Below are 16,886 nucleotides of genomic sequence, written 5' to 3'. Positions count from 1 at the left end.
ATCATATATATGTAAATATATAGAGTTTTTGAGTATCGCACCCGAAGTCGGTGAATGTACTAGAGTGTGACAGCCTTAAATGTAAGAGAGCATTATTGGGCCAAATCAGCGATAAATGTTTGCTTGTAACTTACACTGGTTTTTAGCTCGTTCTTAATCCATTGGTTAAACAAGCTAAAGTCAGAATGTAACTGCCAGAAAAGGGATGCAATAACTCGCTTACCAAAAAAATCAGGGTGGTCTGTAATGACCTTAAGTTTATTTTCTTTTACGTTACTTTCAATAAGAAACCCAGGTAAAAAAGCGATGCCTTTTTGAGCATTACATAAATCGATGATGGTTTCTAAATCATCCAATCGCCATAGATTATACGAAGCGATGTTCGACAAATTAAGAAGTTCTTCACACCCATCCATTAGCAGAACACGTTTCAATGAAGCGTGAGCCTTAAAGGATACTAAGTCTTCGTGGACTACCCACCAACAGTTGACGTGGAATAACTCTTCTATATTAAAGTCGTTATTTGTCTTGTGATATGGATTACCTAACGCTAGGTCTATCTTCCCCTCGTTAATATAATTACCTAAAACGAAACTTGGCTTAGTAACAACAAGTAAGTCGACATTAGGAAACTCTTCTGAAAATGCCAATAGTGTATTTCTAACGTTTTTATTAAACACCAGTGGATCTATACCTACCCGGTAAACTATTTGGTCTGATATATTCATTTGTTTTGCAATTGTAACTAACTCACGATATTTCGAGACAACAGGTAAAGATAACTGGAATAGGCGCTCTCCTTTCTCTGTTAACCAGACTTTAGAGTATTGTCTATTAAATAAATTGAAACCCAAGTCAGACTCAAGGTTTTGAACAGCTGTGCTAACTGTTGACTGAGATTTCCCAAGCTTACGGGCTGCAGAGCTAAATGAACCTTCCTCAACTACCGCTATGAACGAAACAATATTTTCGAAATGTAGTTTCATGATTCCACTAACCTTCTGACATAAATAAATTGTATTTTTATTATTTGTTGATTCAAAAAACAATAGCGTGATGATACTCGTATTTCAACATGTTTTATAATAAAGAAAGATGATTTAAATCCAGGGGCGTGTTTTAAGATTATATAAGCTAAATATAATCAATATTATTGATCTACCTCTTACTATTTAAAGTAATATAAATTTAGATTCATATTAACACTGAAAGTGCGATTTTGTTTAAGCTGTTGTAACTTATGTGGTTTTTTGTAGTTCTTGTTTTTGGTTATCGTTTGTTTTGATCGTTTTTTGCTCTACCTATAGATTAAATCGATAGAGGGTATTTTCCATAGTGTGAAGGTGATAATTATAATAGCGACGAATTTTCAACATCCCTTATAGGAAAAAATAATGATTACTAAGCTATACGTGAAAACAAGCATGTTTTTATCAAAATTCAAGAACGATGAGCGTGGTGTAACTGCGATTGAATATGGTCTTATCGGTGTTGCGATGGCTGTATTAGTCAGTGTGGCTGTGGGTAGTGGTGGCTTCATCACGGAATTAGGAAAAGCGTTTGATACGATTGCTAAAACGATAACGACCGCTGGTACAGCTAAGCCATAGTCTTCTATGTGAAAATATCGAAAGATATTTGTGCCAGACCTATGTTTTCCATTGGTCTGGCTCAGTTAATTAGGAACATCAATTAAGACATACTTTACGCTAATCCATATAAATCTAGGTGATATTTCTAATTGTGAGTTTTGACGTGTATTTACTGATTTTGGTATTCGTGTGTGTCTATGTATCGGCTACCGATTTTCTCTATCGAAAGATACAAAATCACACCTTGTTGATATTGCTCTTTTTACAATGTTTTTTGTCACCGTTAGACATTCAAATTATGAGCTTTCTGCTGGTGTTAGGGGGAGGGTTGATTGTTTACGCCCTGATTTGGATTGGAGCCGGTGATATTAAATATGCCGCAGTTCTATCACTTACTATACCTCTCAACGATTTGCTTTGGGCGTTTGTTATGACAGCTTTTGCTGGCGGTTTTTTAGCCGTTATTTATCTTGTAAAGAACAAGCTGATAAGTAAAAAGCTAACAAGAAAAACGTCGAACGACCAACAAGGTATTCCATATGGGATAGCAATTAGCGTTGGATTCTACTTGGTAATTTTAACTCAAAACACGCCACATATTTAACCCTCCAAGAATGAGAACATTATGAGATCTCGACTGGTATTACTTGTTGCCATTGCTGCCTTAATAGTGGGCGCGCTAGGCGTTGTCGATTTGTTGAAGAGTGAACCTCAACCGACAACGACCGCTGAAGTGGTGGAAGAAAAAAACGAAGAACATGTTGCCGTTTGGATGACCACGGAACCTTATGAAAAAGGACGTGCGATCGATGCGCAAGGTGTCGTAAAACAACAACTCCCTCTTAGTGAAGCATTAACGCTTGGTATCAGAGAAGACGCACAAATCAGCTTTTCACCCTCCACTTTACTCAATCGAAGCCTCAACGCTGGCGAGGTTGTACTGCCTGAATATCAAGTGACGCCCGGTCAGCCCGGATACATAGATCTTTTGGTCACAGAAGGCATGACGTTGTACCCACTTAAAGTCAGTGACAAAAACCTAATCAACGATTACATCCGTCCTGGAACGTCCATCGATATCCTCACTGTGAGTTCTCCAAACGATAACTTAGCCGGAATTATCGATAAGCCGAAGCGCTTTAGAGGGGTGAAGGCGTCAATGTTTCTTAAAAACGTCAAAGTACTCAACATTGGAAATGATGCAACTGGCGATAGTTCTATTACCGCTCGCGCTCCGAGTAAAGAGGACGGACTGACTACGGTGGTCATCGAAGTCAGCCCCGACGAGTTACCAAAACTTGCATTAGCGCAACGAACAATGCACATCGAAATTTACCGAAGCCAAACCTACACGCAACCTGAGTATGCAGAGGTGCGCAATATTATCGATAACTATACCGGGATTGCTGAGTTACGTGGTAACGAGAACAACCCGAGAGAGGCTTTGTGATGATGATTCACCATCGAATCAAACAAGTACTGTTTGCTTCCATTCTAGCGCCGCTGATTGGCTTACTTTCTATAACAAACGCTTTTGCCGCCGATCGCTCCATCACGCTCAACGATGGTCAGCACATCCAGTTAAAAAGTCCAATTGGCCAAGTGTTTATTAATAACCCTGACATCGTCGACTACAAAATAATCAACGATAACACGATAGTTGTGTTCGCCAATGCTATTGGGCAATCGCGACTGATCGTCTATGGCATAGATGGTGATGTTCTGCTTTCAGACCGCATTATTGTTGATTTGGATTTAACGGATATTAGAAGACAACTCAAATTTCATTTCCCTGATGCCAAAGTCAAGATTCAGTCTGTGGGAGAGCAAGTCGCCGTGAGTGGTCTTGTTGATTCCGAAGCGACTCGTGACGATATCTATCGTTTGGTTGCCACTCTGCTTGGACGAGAAAAAACAGAGAAATGGGACAAAACGGTGAAACTTGAGTTTAAGTCCGACAACTCAAATTATGAAGAGCCCGAAAGCATGGTGTTTGCTCGCAATATGACGTGGGAAGGGATCATCGAACGCATTGAAGTTGCAACGACCCAGCAAGTGAACGTCAAAATATCAGTGGCTCAAGTCACCGAATCGTTTGGACAAACTGTTGGTGTTGATTGGAGCTCAGTCGGTTCAAGCGTTGGTGAATTTGTATTCGATCAGTTCGATGCGGCAAACCTAAGTACGTTAATCACTGCATTAGGCAATGACCAGATTGCTGAAGTTCTGGCTGAGCCTAACTTAACCGTGCTGTCCGGTGAATCAGCAAGCTTCCTTGTCGGCGGCGAAGTGCCCGTTATCGTGTCGACGAACAGCAATGTAAACATCTCTTTCAAAGAGTTCGGTATCAAACTCGATCTCACCGCGAAAGTGCTTAGCCAAGACAGAATCCGTATGCAACTCGCGCCAGAAGTAAGCGAAGTCGAAGGTTATGTCGAAGCGGCAGGAATCAAAGTTCCGCAACTGGCTTCACGACGTGCGATGACAACCGTTGAACTAGCCGATGGCGACAGCTTCGTCCTTGGTGGCTTGATGAGCAGCGCTGATTTGGAAAAAATGCAAAAAATCCCTTTTGTTGGCGACATACCAGTCTTGGGTGCTGCCTTCCGTAAAGCAACCACAGAAAGAAAACGAACTGAATTAATCATCGTTGCCACTGTGAATCTTGTTGAACCGATGAAACCGAAAGACATTCAACTGCCTTACATCAAGAAGACTTCCACATTGGCGCGTTGGCTAAACATTAAGTGGGATGGCAAATCGGTGACATCTTCCGATGCAACGATCCGTCTGTTGTCGCAAGGAGGGTTTATCCAATGAAGAAATTACTATTAATGGTGTTATTTACCTCGACAATTTTAGGCTGTGCCTCGGAGCAATATTTTGTCGGACATGGCGCTGAAGCCTTGGTGTACAAAGAGCATCACAGCTTTGACTTTACGATGAAAAATCGCGCTGAAACGGGCAAGCAACTTAACGAGTTGATTCAAGATATTGAGTCAATGGATAAAGAAGCCACCTATATCGTGGATTACAAATCAAACCGCAGCAAACAGATGTTGCAGGCGATCTTCGATCAATATCCGTCACATGTCATCGCGCCACAAAGAGTCTTGTATCGAAGCGCTCAGCTGTTGCCGAGCGACTTAAAGATTCAGGTGACCTTAACGCGTTTGAAGACTCAAGAATGCACGCCAGCACAGATTCACGTTAGGTTGAGGCAGCCAGACTGCTTTGCTGAGTCGATGCGCTTGAAGCAAGTGGCTTACAAGTCTCGATTGGTAGGAGAACAATAATGTTTGACTTGACTAAAGCATTAACAACGAAGGCTAAGCCAGTTCAGACAGGAACGCCAGGTGTCGCCGGATGTACTTTGTTCTATCAATCTCAAGAGTGTTTAGACCTTGTTCAAGAAGTCTTTCGATTTGAAGGATGGAATGATCCGGCGTGCGTTAAAGCCAATGCCAGTTTGACTAGGCTGACAGAGCAACAAAGTAGCCACATTGTGATTCTAGAACTAAATGAATCGACCAATGTTGTTGAAGACGCTAAATCTTTTGTCAGCAAACTACCCACACACAAAGGGGTGGTCGTGATTGGTAAAGAGGATGCTATTTCTACGCTTCGAGCTCTGAAAGACATGGGGTTTTATTACGTTTTTTGGCCGGTAAATAAGCAGGAGTTTGCTGACTTTTTTACTCACGTTAGCAAAAATCTTAAGACTTTCTCCGGTGTGAGCCAGAAACGCAAGGCGAAGCGAGTCGCGATTGTGGGCTCAAAAGGTGGAGTAGGCGCATCATTTATCGCAACTGAGGTCAGCTCACTATTATCGACACAAGGTTCAGACACGATTCTTGTCGACCATCAATATGCTGATACTAATATTGATGTTTTGCTAGGGCTAAAGGACTTTAAGCCGCGAACCATTGATGAGTTCACCGCGCCATTGCATGAAATGGATGAGGAAGGGGCGCTGAGTTACCTATTCAAAGCTCGTAAAAATTTACGTCTGTTGGCGATTGATGGCGATATGAGCCAAAACGATGTTCTTAACTACAATCAAACTCTGTGTGAGTTACTCGCGAGAAACACCAATTTCATTATTGAAGATTTTTCCGGTGGTGTGGATTTCAAAGTTGAACCTCAACTCTTGGTAGAAAATTTCGATGTGGTTGTGTTGGTGTTAGATGCGTCGATATCGTCCGTAAGAAGCGCTAAACGACTGATTGAAAAAATCTCCAGCTTACAGATCTCGTTGTCGTCGCGGACTCGTGTTATTACGATGCTGAACTATCACCGTCCGGAAAATGCTTACGTGTTACAAAAGTCCGATCTCACCAAATATTTAGGATCAAATGTTGATCTCGAAGTCGACTATTGCAAATCGTTAGCACACATCCTTATCGATGGTAAGCGAGGGCATAAGCATGATCGTCATATTAGCCGTTCTATGGAACAACTAGTGAAACTGATCAACGGCCAACCTGTGGATCAAAAGGGCATGAGCTCTTGGTTGAACAAGGTGCGTGTTAAATGAGTTCTAACAAAGACTTATACCTCGCATTTCGTGGCCAGATCTTTGAAGCGCTAGATGCAGAAGCGGTTCAGAAAATGAGCCGTCGAGACCTTGAATCGCAGATACAAGCAGCGGTTGATCTGTTGGCTAATAGTTACCAAAGACCGATCACATCAATGATGAAGTCAGGGCTAGTGAAAAGCTTAATCGATGAACTGTTTGGCTTGGGTCCTTTGCAACCCTTAGTAGAAGACCAGTCTATCTCCGATATTATGGTTAATGGGCCAAACAATATCTTCTTCGAACGACACGGTAAGGTACAAAAATCCGAAGTCTCGTTTGTGAATGAAGAGCAGTTGTTAGCCATTGCCAAACGTATTGCGTCACGTGTGGGAAGACGGGTTGATGAACTTTCTCCGACGGTCGACGCCAGGTTGGAAGATGGTAGCCGTGTAAATATCGTTATTCCTCCGATTTCTTTAGATGGCACATCGATCTCCATTCGTAAGTTCAGAGAGCAGAACATCGGTTTTGAAGATTTGATTGGCTTCGGTTCGATGTCTCCAGACATGGCAAGAGTGCTGATGATCGCTTCTCGCTGTCGTATCAATGTACTGATCTCTGGCGGTACCGGATCAGGTAAAACCACGTTGCTCAACGCGCTGTCTCAATACATCGCCGAAGATGAACGTATCGTTACGATTGAAGATGCGGCCGAGTTGCGTCTCCAGCAACCCAATTTAGTTCGACTGGAAACACGTACTTCAAGTGTTGAACAGACAGGAGCAGTAACTCAGCGAGAGTTAGTGATCAATGCGCTACGTATGCGTCCAGACCGCATTATTCTTGGTGAATGTCGTGGCTCTGAAGCGTTTGAAATGCTGCAGGCCATGAATACTGGGCACGATGGGTCGATGTCTACGTTGCACGCTAACACCCCACGTGATGCGATTGCTCGTGTTGAGTCGATGGTGATGATGGCGAACTTAAACCAGCCTCTTGATGCGATTCGAAGAACGATCGTGAGTGCCGTTCAAATGATTGTTCAGGTCAACAGGCTACGCGATGGGTCTCGTAAAATCACAAGCATCTCAGAAATCGTCGGTCTAGAAGGCGATAGCGTAGTGATGGAGGAGATCTATCGCTTTCGTTATGACGATGCGCATTACGGAGAAATCGTCAAAGGCGAATTTGTCACCGACGGCATCATGCAGCGATCTGAGCTTGTGAAAAAAGCGCAATTCTTCGGGCTCTATGACGAGCTGAAAGCATCGTTTAAGGGGGCATAGTATGCTTTGGATTTCGTTAATCCTGTTTGCGTTTGTTCTGCTTTTGATCCGAGATTCAAAGGTAAAAAAGGTCCACCAGTTTTTCAATATTGAAGAAATAGAAGCTGAAAACTTCAATGCCATTAACATCAAGTCATTGGTACGTAAACAAAACTGGCAAAAGATCAAAGAGTCAATTTCACCCACGTTGATGGTGTTAGGCCCGCGATCTTCTCTGTACATCGCGCTCTATATTACGGGTAGTATAATCGCATCTTGGTACATCGTTGTTGAGTTGTTATCTACCACCAATACGTGGTTGGTGCTTGGTTCATCTGTGGTGTTTACCCTATGCGGTTATCGATTCCTGATCACAAGAAGACGTCGAGAATTTGAGAATACGTTCCCTGATGCGTTGAATATTCTAATGAGTGCGGTAACTGCGGGTGACAGCTTAATGCAAGCCATCAGTTATGTAGGCGATGTTATGCACAACCCGATTGGTCGTGAATTTAAGCTGATGGGAGAGCGATTGAAGTTGGGGGAGTCTCCAGAAGTGGTGCTTCAACGATCGTGCAAAAACTACCCTTACCCTGAGTTTCTGTTTTTTACAGTAACACTCAGAGCGAATATTGCGCGCGGTGGACAACTCAAGGGTGTGTTGGCGCGGCTGATTAGAGTGCTGGTGGACTCCCGAACGCTAGAGAAAAAGAAGATGGCAATGACCTCGGAGGCTCGAATTTCTGCCAAAATAGTTGCAGCCATTCCTTTGATTTTTATGATTATCCTCAACTACGTTAATCCCGCTAATGTGGATTTTGTTCTCTACGATCCAGAGGGAAGACTTGTCTTGTTTTACGTGTTGGGTAGTGAGCTTTTTGGTTTGTTCATTGTTTGGTTGTTAGTAAGAGGAGTACGCGCATGATGTTATTAGCTTCCCTTATTATTCTGTTCTTTTCGCTACTATTTCTAATAGTCGACTCGATTCGTAGAGACCAACGACACAAGAAGGTTGCGCTTTATATCGGAGATAATTCGGTCCGTCCGCCTTCACGCGTAAATCGCTTTTTTGTTCGTTTTGGTAAGGAGCATCGGCATGAACTCGAGCAAAAAATGATTGAGGCCGGCTATTACAACACCGAATGGGCGAAATTCTATTTCCCTGCCAAGTTATTGGTATTGGCGTTGGTTTCTGGGTTGGTGTTATTAGGGGATATGTCATCAACCAACAAAATGATAGTGGTTATTTTTTCGCTGATTGCTGTCATCGTCGTGCCAGATACCTTACTGCAAATGCGACGCAAGATGTTGATTAGCAGAACTTCAGCTCAACTTCCGTACTTGCTCGACATGATGTCGGTATGTGTGCAAACCGGTATGACGATTGAAGCGGCATTGGTCTATTTGGGCAAAGAGTTAGCTGAGTTTGATTCAGACCTTTGTTACCAGATTAAGCGCACATCCGACTCTGCGAAAATTCACGGCTTAGAAAAGGCGCTCAACGACCTGAGTGAGCGTATCCCGACGCCACCTGTTCGAAGCTTTGTACTGACCATCATTCAAAACTTGCAATACGGCACATCCGTGGCGCATGTGTTAAGTGATCTCGCAGAAGATATGCGAAAAGTCCAGATTCTTACGGTCGAGGAAAAGGTGGGTAAGCTCTCTGCGAAGATGAGTGTGCCATTGATCCTCTTCATCATGTTCCCAATCGTTATCCTGATTCTCGCGCCGAGCATCATGCAAATGACATTGAGCATCTAGGGAGAATTGCGAATGATTGGAAAACGTATCGGCTTCATTTTGCTCACGTTGAGTGTGTTGGCGGGCTGTCAATCGGCACCGTCACAACAAGGCTTACAGCTTGCCGACGTCGCTAGCATGGAAAAAGTGAAGAACTATGATGGCTTGATTAGTTATTACAAATCCCTGTTAGAGCAAGGCTCCGAAGATCCAGAGGTGAAAGAGAATCTAGCATGGGCATATTTCCATAAAGGGGATATCGAGTCGGCTGATTTTTATGTCCAACACTTGCAAAAAGCGGGGTTCGAAAATCCCAACTTGTACCAATTAGAAGGCCAAGTGTCTGATGCAAAAAATGACATCGAAAGTGCTATTTCTGCTTACTTAGCCTCTATCGATGCTGGAAACAGAACAGGTCAAATTCACGTTTTGCTCGGTGTGTCTTACACCAAAGTTGGGCAATACGATGAAGCACAGCAACAGCTCAACCAAGCACGTTTACGCGGTTATGACGACGTCGTTGTTAAGAACAACATCGCAATGATTCAAATGGCCAATGGTGAGTATCAACAAGCGATTCAAACATTGGCTCCGGTTTTAAAAGAAGACCCAGCGAATAAAACCGTTAAAGCGAATCTGGCTATTGCACTGATGAAAACCCAGCAAATCAACTCGGCAAAAAAATTGCTCAAAGGCGACTTCTCAACAGAAGAGATCCAGGACATCGCTGCTGAATTGACTCAATTGGGAGTTAATGATGAAGCATCTTAACAAACAGAAGGGCGTGACGGCGATTGAGTTTGTGCTCGGTGCGCTTGTTCTGTTTTTTGCCACCTTTGCGATCTTCGAATCGAGTTATCAAATCTACGTTGTGAACATGACCGAGTATTCGCTGAGAGAAACCATCAGGAATACCAAAATCTATGAAGGTAAAGGGATCAACGAACAGTACGAGAATAAGTTTCGGTCGTTAATTGAAGACGATGACAACCTATGGAGTTTCTTAATTGATAGCTCAAGGTTCTCTATCTCAGGTCAGTACTTCAAAACCTATGATGATTTTATCGCGAACAGGGGGCACTCAGATCAAGGCTTGAACTTCAATTACAACTTAGCCGAGGTCACCGTTACTTATCGTTATACGCCAGTCATTAAGTTGGCTGGAGCCGCGGATAGAGATATTTCACGCACTATGGTTTTGAACTTAGAACACGAGGGGTGGGAAGATGATGCTCCCTAATCAAGATGTGTTTTCAAAAAGTCGTCAACAAGGCTCTTACACCATTGAGTTAGTTTTTATCCTTGTGGCTTTGTGGGGCGTTTACCTGTTTGCTGCAGACCTGAGTTATCAGCTGCTCGTGCGCGCCAAGCTCGATCGATCCAGCTTTGCTTTGGTGAATGTCATTAAAGAGCGTACTCGTTACTTTGATGCCGACGTGCTGGCAGGAGAAAATCTACCCGTAACCAATGCAGAGTTAGAAGACATGGCGAAAGTGGCAAGTCGAATGCTCAATACACCAGTAGACAATGTGGCGATCAAGATAGAGTCATTGACCAATAAAACGACTATCGCTGAATTCTCAACCAGCAAGTATCGAAGCTTAAATTGCCAAGCCGATTCGATTCTAGATCATGCAGATTTGGCGCCCGTAGAGAAGGGAGTCGTGTATCCATTGTACCGAATCAGTCTTTGTGAAGAGGAAAGCTCTTGGTTCAAACCTTTCTTCAACGGTGGAACCAGTACCACGGTTAAGATTGGCTCATCTTCAATAATGCCTGGGAGATAATGAAATGAAAATGCAGCATGGGCGTCATATCAATCGCCAGCATCTCAGTCTCCAAAGACAACAAGGCGTTGCCGCGGTTTGGATGGGCTTATTGCTTGTTCCAATCATGGGCATGACCTTTTGGGCGGTTGAAGGCACACGTTATGTTCAAGAGACCAGTCGATTACGAGATTCAGCAGAGGCCGCAGCCATAGCGGTGACTATTGAAGACCAACCGGATCAGGCTCGTGGGCTCGCGACCAAATATGTCGAAAACTATGTGCGTGATATCAAATCTATCCACCTTTCTGCAGACCGATTTCATCAAGCGGAAGATGAGGGGGCTGGGGCTCTTGAGTACATCGAATATACAGTGAATGCCAAGACCACACACGATTCTTGGTTTGCGAGCAGTTTTATTCCTTCATTTAATAAGCAGCAAGATCTAGCGGGGCGTTCGTTAGCGAGAAAGTACCCTGTCTATCTGGGTGATAACAACATCGACATTGTGTTTGTGTCGGATTTTTCAGGTTCAATGAACGAAAGTTGGGGTTCAAATCGACACATAAAAATCGACGATCTGAAAACGGCCATCGATGAAATATCCAGCAAAATTCTTTGCACATCGATTAAGCAGGACTATGTCGATGGAGAGTGGAAAGACGTGTGTGACGAACCGGGAGAAGATACCACCGGAGATAAGTTACTTAACCGAGTGGGCTTTGTGCCGTTTAACGTTCGAACGAGGGAAATCGTCTCGGGAAATCAAGCTCGTGCGACAAGTCAGTTGAGCTACAAAGATAACTATAAAACGAACGTATCTCCTTACTCCTACAACGATGTCAACTGGGATTACTGGCGCCGATATTCGCAAAATGACGTGCTTAATTGTGCTAACTGGAAATCATATTGCCCCAATCCAAAATCGGACAATCGAAAGTACGCCAAACGTATTAAAGATGTGATTGATCAAGATTATTACCGAGTTGCCGACGTCTACAGCTATGTTGACTTTCAGAGTTCGGTCTCGGCGATGTTTACTGACAAGTCGGGATTAAAGCCCAATTTCTATAGTGTGAGTGGAACAAATCTATTCAACGCGCATGGTTCTTCAAGCTCATCGCAGTTTTCCAACATTCGACTATCGAACAAGCTCTCAGACTTGAATCCGATTAATTCGATGTGGGCAGACGGTGGTACTGCGGCCTTTCAAGGTATTTTAAGAGGCTCTCAGGTTCTGCATGACGGTGACCCGAACAGTTCCGATCAAGAAGAACAGCAAGTCTACAACAAGAAAATCAAGATGCTGCTGATTTTAAGTGATGGGCAGGAGAGTCCAAATAACGGCATCCTCAAAGGGTTAGTCGACAGAGGTATGTGTGACAAGGCAAGGAATGAAATACCAGGCTTATACATAGGTGTTATTGGTATTGATTTTCGAGCGTCCCAACAGAGTGGTTTTCAAGACTGTGTGGAAGAACCAAATGAAGACATCATCGATGTATCTAACCTAGATGAATTGATTGAAAAGATAGAAGAACTCATCCGTAAAGGCTCAAAAACAAGCGGAATCACTAAGTTATACTAGAGGAAAATATGAAAAAGTTAATGATCGGTTCAATCGTCCTATCGACACTGCAGTTTAGCCTTACAGCCAATGCGGAAGAAGTTATCAGCATTTATTGCGATACTGCGTTCAGTGAATATCAACATAGTGTCACGGTTGATGATGTCGTCGGTATCGCACAGCACAGGCAGGGCTTTATGCAAATAGAGCAGCAGTCCGACAGCAGCGAGTTAAAACAGGCCTTAGCCAGTCAATCCAATCTGGGTATGAACCAATCAGGATGCAAGACTTGGATCAATAATCAAGAGCGTCACGGGTTATTAGCACGTCTTCATTTTGGCTTTGACCAACACAACTTAACGCCAATGGGCAGTAAAGCATTGAGTCAGCTAGCTAGCGAGTTAAAGACTAGTGGCAGTGCGATTACGGTGGATGGCCACACTGACAGTACGGGCGCAGAAGGTTACAACCAAGCATTGGGGCTTCAAAGAGCGCTGACTACGTCGGATGGTTTAATCGCAGATGGTGTCGATAAAAACCGCCTTGTGATTCGTTCGTTTGGTGAAAGTAACCCTATTGCCTCTAATGCAACTTCAGGGGGGAGATCCAAGAATAGACGCTCAGAAATCTGGGCCTCTATGAATGATGCCTCTGAATTAGAAAATTAAGATTCGTTCACGAGTCTTCGCGTGCTAGTTAACGCGACATAGCAAATAGAGTCAGTGATGTGTGATTGGTTTTTTTCTTCGCAATAACCGCCCTAAATTATCGCTTTAAGAATTTTGTTATAACGTACTCTAATGAATGTTCAATAAAGTTTAACTGTCTGATACTAAAGATATATTAATGATTTTTGATAAAATCTCTTCTGAAGGGATGGAAAAACATATCGATATAGATACGTGGGTATCTATATTGGACAACATACGAGACATAATGGATGCATCTAATGCAGGCATCATTATGCTCTCTGATTTTAGTTGTTCTGGTTCTGAGAGTGTTTGGAGCTCTTCGAACATATCGTGCAACCAACATAAGGGCTTAATTAGCTGTTTTTGTGAGTATGTACATAACGAGAATCGAACTGTCTATTTGAGTGGTCACTCTGGTGGTGAGTCCGTTTCTGCAAAGGGAGCGGATGCCTACAAGTCTTTTTGCGGCGTCCCCGTAAGGGGGGGCGATGGTGAAGTATTTGCGGTTCTCTTAGTGTTCCATTTAAGCCCAACTTCGTATACGCAAAGCCAAGTAAACTTGATTGAAAATATCTCGACTTTATTACGTTCTGAAATTTTATTAAAAGAAGAAAGCCGGATTTTATACAAAAATAGTTATTTTGATATCATGACGACACTGCTTAATCGGAGAGGCTTTTTCCATGAATTCAATAAAGCAAACATCAGTGATGGCGAGATCGTTTGTTTGTATTTTGACTTGGATAATTTGAAGTACATCAATGATACGTATGGTCACTTTAAAGGTGATGATTACATATCAGGCTTTGCGTCATGCATTAAAAACAATTCAAAATACAATATTATATCGGCTAGGGTCGGTGGCGATGAGTTCATTGTCGTCATACATTCAGAAGAGTCTGGTTATGCTTCTGAGTTGCTCAATAAAATTCACGCTGAATTTACTGATTTTATTGAAAGCTTTCGTTGTGATGATGAGGTTTCACTCGGTTTTTCATATGGCTGTGGTACTGCGGATTCTCGAAGCTTCAATATCATCAATCTAATAAAGTCGTCTGATGAAAATATGTATCTCAACAAGAAAAACAAGATTTAGATGTTGATGACAGGCATGAAAAAGCCCAGCAAGTGGGCTTTTTTGCCTGTCGTATTTCAGCCAAAACAACCGTTTTAGCTGAATACTTGATAAGAGCTCTAACCTCGAATGATCATTTGCTCGCGTTCAGGGCCTACCGATACCATCACGATTGGCACGCCCATCAATTCTTCGATACGAGTCACGTAATCTTGTGCGGCTTGAGGAAGGCTTTCAAACGTGCGGCAGCCCGTGATGTCTTCGTCCCAGCCTGCCATATCTTCATAGACAGGTTTCAGTTCAGCCGTTTGTGGCCAAATTGGGTTCTCAGTGTGTTCACCTGAGTAAGCCGTACAGATCTTAAGTTCAGACAAACCAGAAAGGCAATCTATCTTAGTCAGTGCGATTTCAGTTGCAGCTTGCAGGTCAACGCCGTTGCGTGTGGCTACGGCATCGAAGTAACCCATATCACGTGGGCGACCCGTTGTTGCGCCATATTCGTTAGAGCTTTCACGGAAGCTGTCTTGCTCTTCCATTGCAGTTACTAGCGTACCAGTACCAACAGACGAGCTGAATGATTTAGCAACCGCAATAACACGTTCAGGGCGAAGGGCAGGTAGACCACTACCGATACCCGCGTAAGCGGCAGTTACATTAGAAGACGTCGTCCAAGGGTATTCACCGTAGACAAGGTCACGGCCTGCACCTAATTGAGCTTCAAAAAGTAGGTTTGCGTCTTGTGATTGCAGTGCTTTAAGTGGCTCAGTCACGTTGCAAATGAATGGGCGCCAAGCCTTAGTTACTTCAAGTAGCCATTCTGTCATTTCAGAAGCGGTTTGAGTGAAATCACATTGAGGGTATAGCGCTTTTAGTTGAGGCATTTTCCAATCAAGTAAGAATTGAATGCGCTGCTCTAAAATCTCAGGCTGATTCAACCAACCCACAAGAATGCCTTTCTTCATTACGCGGTCGCCGTAAGCAGGTGCAATACCTTGACGTGTTGAACCGTAAGCGCCATCGCCCAAACGTTCTTCTTCAAGTGTATCTTCAAGAGCATGCAAAGGTAGACACAGTGTCGCGCGGTCTGAAATCGCCATTTTAACTTTGATGCCAGCCGCTTGTACTTCTGCAATCTCTTCAGTTAGCGCAGCAGGGCTGATCACCATGCCAGGGCCAAGAACCGCTGTGCAATCAGGATTAAAAATACCACTAGGCAGTTGATGCAGTTTGAACGTACCAAAGTCGTTTACTACGGTATGGCCAGCATTGTTTCCGCCTTGAAAGCGAATGCTAGCAGAAGCTTCGTCTGCTAAAAAATCAACGATACGGCCTTTGCCTTCATCGCCCCAGTTAGCGCCTACAACAACAATAGATGGCATAATTTTTCTCCTGACTGATTGAGAAATCATGTTAGGCCTACAAAGTGGATAAGAGAAATTAATTATCTTTATTATCTTGATAAGGATTTCATATATAATGTGAAAAACACGGAGGGATATGATGCTTGATATTAATTTGTTGAAGACGTTTGTGACGCTAGCGGAATATAAGCATTTCGGGAAAGCGGCGAATGCACTGCACATGACACAACCCAATGTGAGCTTGCACTTAAAGCAATTAGAGCAACAAACGCGTATTAAGTTGATAGAGCGAAGCCCATTTCAACTGACTCAAGCGGGTGAGAGGTTATTGGAAACAAGCCAAAGAACGTTACTCGAACTACAGATTTGTCAGGCGGATCTCAACGCTATAAACGACCTCAAAATAGGGACGTTAACCATTGCTGTGAGCGACATCATTTCTCGATTCTTGTTGATTCGCCCGTTCCAGAAGTTCAAAGCGCAGTATCCGGGGATCGACCTTACGCTATTGAATACCACGTCATCTCAGGCATCGAGTTTGGTTAAGAATGCTCAAGCCGATCTTGGTTTTGTTATTTCCAAAGAGCAACACAATGAGTCACTGCATTTTGTTGAGCTTCAGGAGTTATCATGGTGTGCACTTGGCGATGGGTTTGAAGTCCAAATTGCGGATAATCATAAAAGAAATGATGCTAAGAAGGCTGAGTCTGATACAGAGTTAACTTTGATTCTGCTTGGCCACGATACAAGAACTCGTGATTTTATTGATGAAGGTCTGCCAAGCCTTAATTTATCTAATTACAGGGTGATGGAAGTAGGGAGCGTTGACGCCCAAATCGACTGGGCAGAAGCGGGGTTTGGTGTCGCTATCATTCCTGAATTTGCGATATCCACCAAACAGTATTTGAAATCGAAAATTACACCACTTACCGGATTTTCGAGCACTAGCCTAGGTTATGTCGTTAGACAAAACCAAGTCTTGTCTAAAGCGACCAAGCAACTATTAGGCTGGGTTGATGAGGAAATAAACTGCTCTGATGAGTCAAAATAAGAGCATAAAAAATCTTTAGGTAAATAAAGGGCGAAAGTCTTTTGATTCAAAGCGTTGTGTCGTCAATTGTTCAAGCCGTATTCAACCCATCAAATTCGACCTCCTAATTTTTAAAGCCTTACTAATGTATATGTAATTTATCTGTGTTATTGATGACTTTAATGTTAGTGGGTGAATTCAAATGCCATTGAGAACGGTGTTGTCGATGAGTTGAGTTGCATTCGTTTCATGCTCCTAGCTTAATGTTCGCTACAG

18 protein-coding genes are annotated in these 16,886 nt (G+C 43.1%); 16 read left to right on the top strand and 2 right to left on the bottom strand.

What is annotated here, in order from left to right; all coding sequences use genetic code 11:
• Positions 1-92: 92 nt before the first annotated feature.
• Positions 93-986: a LysR family transcriptional regulator gene (locus OCT63_RS16740; protein WP_269984094.1), complete on the bottom strand. Its 894-nt coding sequence runs from the start codon at positions 984-986 to the stop codon at positions 93-95.
• Positions 987-1,394: 408 nt separating this feature from the next.
• Between OCT63_RS16740 and OCT63_RS16735 the strand changes: the two genes are divergently transcribed.
• The 15 genes from OCT63_RS16735 to OCT63_RS16665 all read left to right on the top strand — a co-directional run bounded on the left by OCT63_RS16735 (position 1,395) and on the right by OCT63_RS16665 (position 14,240).
• Positions 1,395-1,610 (top strand): Flp family type IVb pilin, encoded by a 216-nt coding sequence (locus OCT63_RS16735; RefSeq protein WP_017108243.1) that lies wholly within the window; start codon positions 1,395-1,397, stop codon positions 1,608-1,610.
• 145 nt (positions 1,611-1,755) lie between these two features.
• On the top strand, positions 1,756-2,196 hold the full coding sequence (locus OCT63_RS16730) for an A24 family peptidase (protein ID WP_161688225.1): 441 nt from the start codon (positions 1,756-1,758) through the stop codon (positions 2,194-2,196).
• A gap of 21 nt (positions 2,197-2,217) precedes the next feature.
• Positions 2,218-3,042, top strand: a complete 825-nt coding sequence (cpaB, locus tag OCT63_RS16725) for a Flp pilus assembly protein CpaB (protein ID WP_161688227.1) — start codon at positions 2,218-2,220, stop codon at positions 3,040-3,042.
• Positions 3,042-4,412: a type II and III secretion system protein family protein gene (locus OCT63_RS16720; protein WP_161688229.1), complete on the top strand. Its 1,371-nt coding sequence runs from the start codon at positions 3,042-3,044 to the stop codon at positions 4,410-4,412. The genes cpaB and OCT63_RS16720 overlap by 1 nt, the downstream gene beginning before the upstream one ends.
• On the top strand, positions 4,409-4,888 hold the full coding sequence (locus OCT63_RS16715) for a hypothetical protein (protein WP_060467772.1): 480 nt from the start codon (positions 4,409-4,411) through the stop codon (positions 4,886-4,888). The genes OCT63_RS16720 and OCT63_RS16715 overlap by 4 nt, the downstream gene beginning before the upstream one ends.
• A complete protein-coding gene (locus tag OCT63_RS16710) occupies positions 4,888-6,129 on the top strand; it encodes an AAA family ATPase (protein ID WP_269984093.1) in 1,242 nt (413 codons plus the stop codon). The genes OCT63_RS16715 and OCT63_RS16710 overlap by 1 nt, the downstream gene beginning before the upstream one ends.
• Positions 6,126-7,397, top strand: coding sequence for a CpaF family protein (locus OCT63_RS16705; protein WP_017057393.1), 1,272 nt, complete (start codon positions 6,126-6,128; stop codon positions 7,395-7,397). The genes OCT63_RS16710 and OCT63_RS16705 overlap by 4 nt, the downstream gene beginning before the upstream one ends.
• A 1-nt stretch (position 7,398) precedes the next feature.
• Positions 7,399-8,301 carry a type II secretion system F family protein gene (locus OCT63_RS16700; protein ID WP_269984092.1) on the top strand — a complete coding sequence of 301 codons (903 nt, stop codon included), beginning with the start codon at positions 7,399-7,401 and terminating at the stop codon, positions 8,299-8,301.
• Entirely contained in the window at positions 8,298-9,140 is an 843-nt protein-coding gene (locus OCT63_RS16695) for a type II secretion system F family protein (RefSeq protein ID WP_060467768.1), read from the top strand. The genes OCT63_RS16700 and OCT63_RS16695 overlap by 4 nt, the downstream gene beginning before the upstream one ends.
• A gap of 12 nt (positions 9,141-9,152) precedes the next feature.
• The gene (locus OCT63_RS16690; protein WP_161688235.1) at positions 9,153-9,890 is read left to right on the top strand and encodes a tetratricopeptide repeat protein; all 738 of its coding nucleotides are present in this window, start codon (positions 9,153-9,155) and stop codon (positions 9,888-9,890) included.
• Positions 9,877-10,359, top strand: coding sequence for a TadE/TadG family type IV pilus assembly protein (locus OCT63_RS16685; RefSeq protein ID WP_161688290.1), 483 nt, complete (start codon positions 9,877-9,879; stop codon positions 10,357-10,359). Before OCT63_RS16690 ends, OCT63_RS16685 begins: the two co-directional genes overlap by 14 nt.
• A complete protein-coding gene (tadF, locus tag OCT63_RS16680; RefSeq protein WP_269984098.1) occupies positions 10,349-10,906 on the top strand; it encodes a tight adherence pilus pseudopilin TadF in 558 nt (185 codons plus the stop codon). The genes OCT63_RS16685 and tadF overlap by 11 nt, the downstream gene beginning before the upstream one ends.
• A gap of 10 nt (positions 10,907-10,916) precedes the next feature.
• Positions 10,917-12,473 (top strand): TadE/TadG family type IV pilus assembly protein, encoded by a 1,557-nt coding sequence (locus tag OCT63_RS16675; protein WP_269984097.1) that lies wholly within the window; start codon positions 10,917-10,919, stop codon positions 12,471-12,473.
• A gap of 8 nt (positions 12,474-12,481) precedes the next feature.
• A complete protein-coding gene (locus OCT63_RS16670) occupies positions 12,482-13,120 on the top strand; it encodes an OmpA family protein (RefSeq protein ID WP_269984091.1) in 639 nt (212 codons plus the stop codon).
• 178 nt (positions 13,121-13,298) lie between these two features.
• Positions 13,299-14,240, top strand: coding sequence for a sensor domain-containing diguanylate cyclase (locus OCT63_RS16665; RefSeq protein ID WP_161688240.1), 942 nt, complete (start codon positions 13,299-13,301; stop codon positions 14,238-14,240).
• A 98-nt stretch (positions 14,241-14,338) separates the two neighbouring features.
• On the opposite strand, the gene OCT63_RS16660 is transcribed toward OCT63_RS16665, so the two are convergent.
• Positions 14,339-15,598 carry an adenylosuccinate synthase gene (locus OCT63_RS16660; protein WP_269984090.1) on the bottom strand — a complete coding sequence of 420 codons (1,260 nt, stop codon included), beginning with the start codon at positions 15,596-15,598 and terminating at the stop codon, positions 14,339-14,341.
• 118 nt (positions 15,599-15,716) lie between these two features.
• On the opposite strand from OCT63_RS16660, the gene OCT63_RS16655 reads away from it, so the two are divergent.
• On the top strand, positions 15,717-16,631 hold the full coding sequence (locus tag OCT63_RS16655) for a LysR family transcriptional regulator (protein WP_269984089.1): 915 nt from the start codon (positions 15,717-15,719) through the stop codon (positions 16,629-16,631).
• Positions 16,632-16,886 lie beyond the last annotated feature (255 nt).

The sequence above is a fragment of the Vibrio sp. RW genome (assembly GCF_027587105.1).
Lineage (GTDB): Bacteria > Pseudomonadota > Gammaproteobacteria > Enterobacterales > Vibrionaceae > Vibrio > Vibrio toranzoniae.
This window is presented reverse-complemented; position numbering and strand designations above follow the sequence as displayed.

Bases quoted from the DNA above. Each gene is read 5' to 3' on its own strand.
- OCT63_RS16720 (WP_161688229.1), top strand. From the start codon at position 3,042: ATGATGATTCACCATCGAATCAAACAAGTACTGTTTGCTTCCATTCTA.
- cpaB (WP_161688227.1), top strand. From the start codon at position 2,218: ATGAGATCTCGACTGGTATTACTTGTTGCCATTGCTGCCTTAATAGTG.
- OCT63_RS16690 (WP_161688235.1), top strand. From the start codon at position 9,153: ATGATTGGAAAACGTATCGGCTTCATTTTGCTCACGTTGAGTGTGTTG.
- OCT63_RS16700 (WP_269984092.1), top strand. From the start codon at position 7,399: ATGCTTTGGATTTCGTTAATCCTGTTTGCGTTTGTTCTGCTTTTGATC.
- tadF (WP_269984098.1), top strand. From the start codon at position 10,349: ATGCTCCCTAATCAAGATGTGTTTTCAAAAAGTCGTCAACAAGGCTCT.
- OCT63_RS16660 (WP_269984090.1), bottom strand. From the start codon at position 15,598: ATGCCATCTATTGTTGTTGTAGGCGCTAACTGGGGCGATGAAGGCAAA.
- OCT63_RS16705 (WP_017057393.1), top strand. From the start codon at position 6,126: ATGAGTTCTAACAAAGACTTATACCTCGCATTTCGTGGCCAGATCTTT.
- OCT63_RS16685 (WP_161688290.1), top strand. From the start codon at position 9,877: ATGAAGCATCTTAACAAACAGAAGGGCGTGACGGCGATTGAGTTTGTG.
- OCT63_RS16655 (WP_269984089.1), top strand. From the start codon at position 15,717: ATGATGCTTGATATTAATTTGTTGAAGACGTTTGTGACGCTAGCGGAA.
- OCT63_RS16735 (WP_017108243.1), top strand. From the start codon at position 1,395: ATGATTACTAAGCTATACGTGAAAACAAGCATGTTTTTATCAAAATTC.
- OCT63_RS16695 (WP_060467768.1), top strand. From the start codon at position 8,298: ATGATGTTATTAGCTTCCCTTATTATTCTGTTCTTTTCGCTACTATTT.
- OCT63_RS16715 (WP_060467772.1), top strand. From the start codon at position 4,409: ATGAAGAAATTACTATTAATGGTGTTATTTACCTCGACAATTTTAGGC.
- OCT63_RS16665 (WP_161688240.1), top strand. From the start codon at position 13,299: ATGATTTTTGATAAAATCTCTTCTGAAGGGATGGAAAAACATATCGAT.
- OCT63_RS16710 (WP_269984093.1), top strand. From the start codon at position 4,888: ATGTTTGACTTGACTAAAGCATTAACAACGAAGGCTAAGCCAGTTCAG.
- OCT63_RS16740 (WP_269984094.1), bottom strand. From the start codon at position 986: ATGAAACTACATTTCGAAAATATTGTTTCGTTCATAGCGGTAGTTGAG.
- OCT63_RS16670 (WP_269984091.1), top strand. From the start codon at position 12,482: ATGAAAAAGTTAATGATCGGTTCAATCGTCCTATCGACACTGCAGTTT.
- OCT63_RS16675 (WP_269984097.1), top strand. From the start codon at position 10,917: ATGCAGCATGGGCGTCATATCAATCGCCAGCATCTCAGTCTCCAAAGA.